This is a genomic window from Actinomadura verrucosospora (genome assembly GCF_039540335.1).
GTDB classification, from domain to species: Bacteria; Actinomycetota; Actinomycetes; order Streptosporangiales; family Streptosporangiaceae; genus Spirillospora; species Spirillospora verrucosospora.
Genome location: NZ_BAABEV010000018.1, coordinates 137,881 through 145,497 on the forward strand (window position 1 = coordinate 137,881; position 7,617 = coordinate 145,497).

The 7,617-nt window shown below is 72.6% G+C and carries 8 protein-coding genes; all 8 read left to right on the top strand.

Annotated elements, in window-relative coordinates; genetic code table 11:
* Positions 1-169 precede the first annotated feature (169 nt).
* Positions 170-961 (top strand): Fic family protein, encoded by a 792-nt coding sequence (locus ABD944_RS21060; protein ID WP_345178976.1) that lies wholly within the window; start codon positions 170-172, stop codon positions 959-961.
* Positions 962-992: 31 nt separating this feature from the next.
* The gene (locus ABD944_RS21065) at positions 993-1,610 is read left to right on the top strand and encodes a pentapeptide repeat-containing protein (RefSeq protein ID WP_345178977.1); all 618 of its coding nucleotides are present in this window, start codon (positions 993-995) and stop codon (positions 1,608-1,610) included.
* 911 nt (positions 1,611-2,521) lie between these two features.
* Positions 2,522-3,595, top strand: a complete 1,074-nt coding sequence (gene ssd, locus ABD944_RS21070) for a septum site-determining protein Ssd (RefSeq protein WP_345178979.1) — start codon at positions 2,522-2,524, stop codon at positions 3,593-3,595.
* A complete protein-coding gene (locus tag ABD944_RS21075) occupies positions 3,592-4,761 on the top strand; it encodes a TadA family conjugal transfer-associated ATPase (protein WP_345178980.1) in 1,170 nt (389 codons plus the stop codon). Before ssd ends, ABD944_RS21075 begins: the two co-directional genes overlap by 4 nt.
* A gap of 325 nt (positions 4,762-5,086) precedes the next feature.
* Positions 5,087-5,782 (top strand): type II secretion system F family protein, encoded by a 696-nt coding sequence (locus tag ABD944_RS21080; RefSeq protein WP_345178981.1) that lies wholly within the window; start codon positions 5,087-5,089, stop codon positions 5,780-5,782.
* Positions 5,783-6,099: 317 nt separating this feature from the next.
* Positions 6,100-6,684 carry a type II secretion system F family protein gene (locus ABD944_RS21085; RefSeq protein ID WP_345178982.1) on the top strand — a complete coding sequence of 195 codons (585 nt, stop codon included), beginning with the start codon at positions 6,100-6,102 and terminating at the stop codon, positions 6,682-6,684.
* Positions 6,685-6,770: 86 nt separating this feature from the next.
* A complete protein-coding gene (locus tag ABD944_RS21090) occupies positions 6,771-6,965 on the top strand; it encodes a DUF4244 domain-containing protein (protein WP_173394687.1) in 195 nt (64 codons plus the stop codon).
* Positions 6,966-6,976: 11 nt separating this feature from the next.
* Positions 6,977-7,321 (top strand): TadE family type IV pilus minor pilin, encoded by a 345-nt coding sequence (locus tag ABD944_RS21095; protein WP_345178985.1) that lies wholly within the window; start codon positions 6,977-6,979, stop codon positions 7,319-7,321.
* Positions 7,322-7,617 lie beyond the last annotated feature (296 nt).

Here is a 7,617-nt window from a genome sequence, read left to right on the forward strand (position 1 = left end):
CTCCCGGGTGTCGGGGGGATGGACGCGATCGGTGCTCACGGCTGCGAATCCTGCTTTGTGATGCCCGACACCACGGGCCTTCCCAGCTCCGGGCCGGGGGAACCGTTTCCGTTCCACGCCCTGGTGGGCCGCTGCACGAGCGCTCCGGACGACGGCATAAAGTCAGGCCGTGACCGATGCTCTAGCTGATGTTGCGAACCTTCCCGGCGTCGTCGACGCCGTCGACGAGGCGCGCAAGGCCGTGGACCGGCTGCTCGGCCACCGCGTCCTGCGGCGGCGCAGCGCCGAGGTGTCCACGGAGTCGGCGCTGCGCGGCGCCCGGGCCTCCGCCGTCCTCGACGGCGCCTCGGTCACGCTGGACGAGCTGCGCACCACCGACCACCCGTCCGACCCCGTCGTGCAGGGCGCTCTGCGCGTGTCGGCCGAGCTCGGAACGTTGACCGAGGTCTGGCGCAAGGCACCGCGGCAGGCGTTGGCGCGTTTGCACGTCCTCGCCGCAGCGGACGCGGTCGACAGCGCGGATCTCGGACGTCCCCGCTCTGGCGAGGTTGTCGTGAAGGACGTTCTCGGCCTGGGAGAGCCGCCTTCGCCAGCCGAAGTGGCGGCGCGCCTGGACGTGCTCAGCGGGCTGCTGACCGAACCCACCAAGGCGCCGGCTCTCGTGGTCTCGTCGATCGTGCACGGCGAACTCCTGGCTCTGCGCCCGTTCGGCTGGGGAGACGGGATCGTCGCCCGTGCCGCCCAGCGGCTCACCCTTGTCGCCCGTGGGCTCGACCCCAAATCCCTGGTCGCGCCTGAGGTCGGGCACCTCGAACTCTCCGACGAGTACGCCGAGGCCCTTCGCGCCTACGCGTCCGGTACGTCGGAGGGCGTCGCGCGGTGGATCGTCCACTGCTCCTCGGCGATCGCGGCCGCCGCACGGGACTCGCAGGCCATCTGCGAAGCGTTCATGCGCGGCTGAGGCTGTCACCCGGTAGGGCCATGCTGGTCCTATGGCCGATCGCATGTACGGGCGACCAGCGGCGCCGACGGAGACCACGATCTCGTCGGCGAACTGGGATTCGCGTGACCTGACAGGTGAGCGGCACGACAGCGTCCTGTTCGTGGACGTGGACATGACCGAGGCCAGTGGCGCCGGTGCCGCCTTCACCGACTGCACGTTCCGGGGTGTGCGGTTCAACGCGTCCAGCCACACCGACGGGGCGTTCCTGAACTGCACGTTCGTCCGGTGCGGCTTCTTCGACGCCGCCTTCACGGGCTGCAAGTTCGTCGGCAGCGCGTTCGACGGCTGCACCTACGACCTGATGAAGGTCAAGGGCGGCGACTGGTCGTTCACCGGCCTGCCCGGCGCGGACCTGCGACGAGCCGCGTTCTCGGACGTGCGCATGCGCGAAGCGGACCTCACGGGCGCCCGCTGCGCCGGGGCGGAGCTGCGCGGGGTCGACCTTTCGGGGGCGTCCCTGCACAAGGCCGACTTCTCCGGCTGCGACCTGCGCGGCAGCGACCTGTCGTCGCTGGACCCGTCCAGCGTCGAACTGAGGAGCGCGGTGATCGACCCCTACCAGGCGGTCGTCCTCGCGACGGCTCTGGGCCTGGACGTCCGCGGGTAAGGGGTTCGGCCGGGGGGTGCGGCGCAAGCGAAACGGCGTCCCTGCCGGGACGCCGCCGCTGGACACGTCACACCGGGTTACCAAGCGTGCACCTGTATTCGTCGGATCGGGTCAAGCCCGTCTCGACGCGCCTCCCGCGGCTGGTCGCGCGTGGGTACCCGGCTGCCGTGCCCGGACACTCGGTCCGTATGACCTGTGTACGCCTTATTTGCCCAGATGACAAGCCCCATTCGGAAAACGGCCCGCGGGCGGCGGAGAGGGCGCCGGAGGCGGCTCCGGTCTCCCCGGATGGCGAGGAGGCATATTGCGGACTTCCGCAAACGGCGTTCGGAACGCGAAATTGATCACTCAGGGTAACCATTTCCCTTTGTCGTCGATCATACGAAGGCACGGGAAAGATCTTTAGTTCTCCTGTACGCTCCGACTTCCGTCCCGTTGCACTTCCGGTGCACCGGAACGGGGGCCCAGCCGTGGCCGGGCGGCGCCCAGCGCCGGCCGCTCCGGCGGATCGTCGCCGCCGGGTGCGAAAAATCGCCACGTGCCGGGCGAGTTTGCGGCTCGACGGAACTCTCGACGATCGGGCAGCATATGTTGTATCCGCCTAGACTTGAGTCGGTGAGTTTGCTTCTCCCATAGAGGCGACTTACCCGTGGCTTAGCCTGAACTCCCTGAGACCTTTCTGGGAAAGCGGGCCGGCTCTACCCCCCCGGAGCCGGACCGCCGGCGACCCCCGCTCTCCCCCCCGGCGGGGGTCGCCCTGTCGTGAGGCGGCCGGGCGGTGGCCCCGGGGTGAACGATCCCGCGCCACCGCCCGCCCGCCCCGGCGAAGTTATCCACAGTTCGCGGAACCTTCCCGCCGCTTCCGACGCGCGCCGCAAGGTGGATGTCTCCGAACGTCGAAGGAGCATCCGATGAACCTCACGGCACTGATCGTCACCGGCGACCCCGCGCTCGCCGACGGCCTCCTGCGCCTCGCCGCGGCCGCCGACGCCCACGCCGAGGTCGCCTACGGCGCCGATGAGGCCAGACCCGCCTGGGCCTGGCCCTCCCTCATCCTCGTGGGCGCCGACGTCGCCGAGGACGTCGCCGCCGCCGGCCTCCAGCGCCGCCCGGGAGTCGTCCTCGTCACCGGCGGCGCCGCCCCCGACGCCTACCGCCTGGCCGTGGAGGCCGGCGCCCAGGACGTCGTCGCCCTCCCCGACCACGAGGACTGGCTGATCGACGCCTTCGCCGCCGCCTGCGAGCCCGAGGGCGGCTGGGCCACCGCCCTCTGCGTCGTCGGCGCCCGCGGCGGCGCCGGGGCCAGCGTCCTCGCGACCGCGCTCGGCCTCCGCGCGGCGGGCACGGGCCTGCGCACCCTCCTCGTCGACGCCGACCCGTTCGGCGGTGGCGTCGACCTCCTCCTCGGCCTGGAGTCGCACGAGGGCGTCCGCTGGCCCGACCTGGCCGAACGCCGCGGCCGCCTCAGCACCGCGACCCTCCGCGAGACCCTGCCCGGCACGGGCGACCTGTCCGTCCTGTCCTGGCGGCGCGGCGAGCCCGTCCCGGTCTCCGACGAGGCCGTCCGCTCCCTGTTCGACGCCGCCGCCCGCGGATTCGACCTGGTCGTCGCGGACGTCCCCCGCCACCCCGGCGACCTCGGCCGCGCGGCCCTGCGCGCCGCCGCCGTCACGTTCCTCCTCGTCCCGGCCGAGGTCCGCGCCACCGTGGCGGCCGACGGCCTCGCCGCCGCCCTCCGCCGCGACACCGCCGACCTTCGCCTCGTCGTCCAGGGCCCCGCCCCGGGCGGCATCACCCCCGACGCCGTCGCGGGCGTCCTCGGCCTTCCGTTCGCCGGCTCCTTCGACCGCGACCGCCGCCTCCCCACCGCCATCGACTCCGGCGACCTCGAACGCGCGTGCCGCCGCGGCCCCCTCGCCGACTTCTGCGCCACCGTCCTCGCCGACCTCGCCCTCCAGCCCTACGCCTACCGGGAGGCGGCATGACCGGCCTCTCCGACGCCGTCCGCGACCGGCTCGCCCACACGGGCGGCGAGGCCACCACCGGCCGCGTCGCCGCCGCGCTCCGCGCCGAGGAGCGCCTGCTGGGCGACCGCGAAGTCCTGGCCCTGGCCGACGAGTTACGCGCCGAGTTCGTCGGCGCCGGCCCCCTGGAGCCCCTGCTGCGCTCGCCTGACGTCACCGACGTCCTGGTGAACGGCCCCGACGAGGTCTGGATCGACACCGGCTCCGGCCTGGTCCGCACCGCGGTGCGCTTCCCGGACGAGGCGACCCTCCGTCGCCTGGCCCAGCGCCTCACCGCCGCCGCGGGCCGCCGCCTCGACGACGCCTCCCCCTACGCCGACGCCCGCCTCCCCGGCGGCGTCCGACTGCACGCCGTCCTCCCACCGGTGGCCGCGACCGGCACCTGCCTGTCCCTGCGCCTCCCCCGCCGCCGCGCCTTCACGCTCGACGAACTCGTCACGGCCCACACCGTCCCGCCCGAGGGCGCCGACCTGCTGGCCGCCCTGATCGATTCCCGAGCGGCCTTCCTGATCAGCGGCGGCACCGGCACAGGCAAGACCACCCTGCTGAGCGGCCTGCTGTCCCTGGCGGACCCGTCCGAGCGCCTCCTCCTGGTAGAAGACTCCGCCGAACTGAAGCCCACCCACCCCCACGTCGTCAGGCTGGAGGCACGCCCGCCCAACACCGAGGGCGCCGGCGGCGTGACCCTGAACGACCTGGTCCGCCAAGCCCTCCGCATGCGCCCCGACCGCCTGGTGGTGGGCGAGGTGAGAGGCCCCGAAGTCGCAGTCCTCCTCCAAGCCCTCAACACGGGCCACGAAGGAGGCTGCGGCACCCTCCACGCCAACACCGCGGCCGACGTCCCCGCCCGCATCGAGGCCCTGGCCTGCGCGGCGGGCCTGACCCGAGAGGCCGTCCACAGCCAGTTGGCCGCCGCGTTGGACATCATCGTCCACCTGGTCCGCGACCCCGGCGGAGGCCGCCGCCGAGTAGCCGAGATCTGCCTCCTCCAGCGAGCCCCGAACGGCCTGGTAGGCGTGGTCCCCGCGATCTCCTTCACCGCCTCCGGCGAGACGATCCCCGCCGCAGGCGCAACCGAACTGACCACCCGCCTGAAACCCACCAGCAATGCCCGCGCCTACCCCTAACACCCAAAAAGCCCCCACCCCAAGCCCCACCACTGGCGGCCCCCCTCTGCACGCCGCTTGGACGTGCCGAACACCCACCCCTGAGCCCTCCCGCCTGACCCATTACGAGGCGCCCAACGTCGACCTCCCTGACCGTCCCCTGCGCGGCCGTCTGGATCTACCTGGCACGGGCTAGTGGCACGGCTAGTGGCACGGGCCCTAGTAACCCGGGGCCCAGAGCTCGGGGAACGCGGGCTAGTGGTCCGGCCTACCCGTCCTCTGTGGAGCCGCTGCCGTGCGGGCTACTCGAATACCAGCCCCCGCTCTCCTGCCTGCGAGGTGACTGATGTTGATCGTCCTCGCCGCCTTCTGTGCGGCGGCCGCTGTGTGGACCTACTTGGCGCCCACTCCGGCGGCCCATCGCCTCGACCGCCTGGGCGCGGCACCACCGGGCGACCCGCTGCGTCCGCTGCGCATCAGACTGGAGACCTTCAGGGAACGTCGGACGCTGCCGCAGCACCGTCGAAGCTCGATCATCGAGCTCTGCGATGCCATGGCCGCCGAGCTGGCCGCCGGCCGGACCCCCGACGAAGCCTTCACGGCAGCGGCCGCCGTCCTCGACCCGCACGTCTCGAAAGAACTGCTCGACCTACCTCGTCCGCCTCCGGACCACCTGGACGAACTGGCGACGCAGCCAGGAGCCGAAGGTCTTCGTCTTCTGGCGGCCTGCTGGCGCGTCGGCTCTGAACGCGGCGGCACCCTGGCCACCGTCCTGGACGGCCTGGCCGGCGCCCTCCGCGATGAGGAGGCCCAACGCCAGGACGTGTCCGTCCAACTAGCCGGCCCCCGAGCCACCGCGCGCCTCCTGGCCGCCCTCCCGATCTTGGGCCTGGCCATGGCCGCCGCTCTGGGCGCCCACCCCATTCCGTTCCTCTGCACCACCCTTCCTGGCCTCGCATGCCTGATCACAGGCACGGCCCTCAACGCCACCGGCCTCTACTGGACCCGCCGCCTAGCCAAATCCGCCGAATCACCCCTCTGACCGAGGGGCCACCCCCTGGAAAGCCGCCATGAACGCCCCGAGATCCGTATGGAGCAGGTGAAGTGATGACGACCCTCATGGTCATGCTCTGCGCCGCAGCATCGGGGTTCCTCTTTCCCAAGGGGATCGACGCCTCCACGCGGAGGCTGGTCGGCCAGTTCGGAGGGCCTTCCCCGAGGCATGCAGCTCCCAGACGACGGTTCGCCTGGGCGACAGGTCACGCTCGCCCACGGGGAACGTCCGTCCCAGCCTCGGGGGTGAAGGAGCGGGACGGGCCATCCGAGGCGTCCGGGCGCCGCGACGTCATCCTTCGGCGGGTGGCCGCAGGCGTGGCGGGAGCGTTGTGCGTGGTGCTGCTGGGCGGCCTGGCCGGTGGAGTGATCGGCGTGCTGGTCGCCGCGGGCGTCTGGCTGTCCTTCAGCCGCCTCGGCAGTGGGGAGCGCCGCCGCAGACGGGCACGACTCATCGCCGATCTCCCCGTGGCGGTCGATCTCCTCGCCGCCTGCCTGCGCGGCGGCGCCCCCTGGCACGAGGCGGTCGAAGCGGTCGCGAGCGCGGTGGGAGGCCCGCTCGGCGAGGAGTTGCACGCCGTGTCCGTCCAGATCAGGCTGGGGGCCGACCCCGCGGAGGCCTGGCCGGTCCTGGCGGAGGAGCCGATGCTCGCGCCCTTGGCGCGTGCGGCCGTCCGGGCGGCGTCGACGGGTGCGGCACTGGCCCCGTCCCTCGGCCGCCTCGCCCGCGACCAGCGCCGCGTGGCACGTGCGGCAGCCGCCGCCAGGGCGCGATCGGCGGGCATCCGGGCACTCGCTCCACTCGGCCTGTGCTTCCTCCCCGCCTTCGTCCTCCTCGGAGTCGTCCCGGCCATCGCCGGGATCGCCTCGACGATCCTCCTGCCCTGGTGAGCGGGTTATCCACAGAATGCGGTTCGCCCGTCACCCGGCTTCTCCGCAGAGCAGCCTGGTACCGACCTCGAGCGAAAGGAGCCCCGATGAGGGCATGGAAGACGGTGGTGCGGCGATGGTCCGGCACGTGCAAGGACCGCGGGATGTCCACAGCCGAGTACGCGGTCGGCACCATCGCCGCGGCGGCCTTCGCGGGCCTGCTGTTCAAGATCGTGACCAGTCCCCAGGTGAAGACGATGCTCTTACGGATCATCGAGAAGGCGCTCAATCTGGCCGGCTGAGGGATCGCGGGATGGCCACGGCGGAGATCGCCGTGGCCCTCCCCTCCCTGGTGCTGGTCACCGCGATCGCGCTGTGGGGCGTGAAAGCGGCGTCCGTGCAGCTCGCCTGTACGGACGCCGCCCGAAGCGGCGCCCGGGCGGCGGCCAGAGGCGAGTCCCTCAGTGCCGTCCGCGAGCTGGTGGAGAGCGGGGTCCCCAAGGAGGCGACCGTCCGGCTCCACCGCGACGAGGCCACCGTCCGCGTCGACATCTCGGCCCCCGTAGCCCCCGCCGCCGCGATCGGCCTACCGGCCGTCATCGTCCACGCCCACGCGGCCGCCGAAACAGAACCCAGCGCCCCACCGGTCACCCCATGAGCCCGAAGGCGGCACTAAAAGGCGGGTGGAAGCAGCAAACCCGCGCAAAGGACGGAGCGATGACCGGGAGCGATGACCGGGAGCGATGACCGGGAGTGGTGGCCAGGGAGCGGTGGTCAGAGAGGGGTGGCCAGGGAGGGGCGATCGGGGAGGGGCGGCCAGGGAGCGATGGCCAGGGAGAGGGGGCAGGGAGGGTGGTCCGTCAGGGTGGTCCGTGAGGGGTGGTCCGTGAGGGGTGGTCAGGGAGGGGCGATCGATGCGCACTTGGGCGCTCATGGACCGTGAGGAGCTCGTCA